The organism is Neisseria sp. HMSC058F07 (assembly GCF_001810035.1).
GTDB lineage: Bacteria > Pseudomonadota > Gammaproteobacteria > Burkholderiales > Neisseriaceae > Neisseria > Neisseria perflava.
In genome coordinates, this window is the sequence record NZ_KV799697.1 from 1 (window position 1) to 232 (window position 232).

Genomic DNA, 232 nt, shown 5'->3' on the forward strand with positions numbered 1-232 from the left:
ACCGGCTGGAAACTGCGCGGCGAAGACGGCTTTAAACCCGACAATGCGGGCCAGCATTCGCGCCTGGCTTATGCACAAGCCGGCGGCATTGTGTTTGAGCCGTTTTTTATCAGTAACGACACTGATTTGGCCTTGTTTAAGACTACTAAATGGGGCATCTGCCGCGCGATTGCGGACGCGATTGCGATGGAATTGGGAGCGGTGAAGGTATGAAAAAGTCTTTGATTGCTTT

The 232-nt window shown here is 52.2% G+C and carries 1 protein-coding gene; it reads left to right on the forward strand.

Annotated elements, in window-relative coordinates:
* Nucleotides 1-213 (forward strand): N-acetylmuramoyl-L-alanine amidase (locus HMPREF2696_RS07940; protein ID WP_168162679.1); only part of this gene is annotated, 213 nt, incomplete at its 5' end.
* Nucleotides 214-232: the final 19 nt, after the last annotated feature.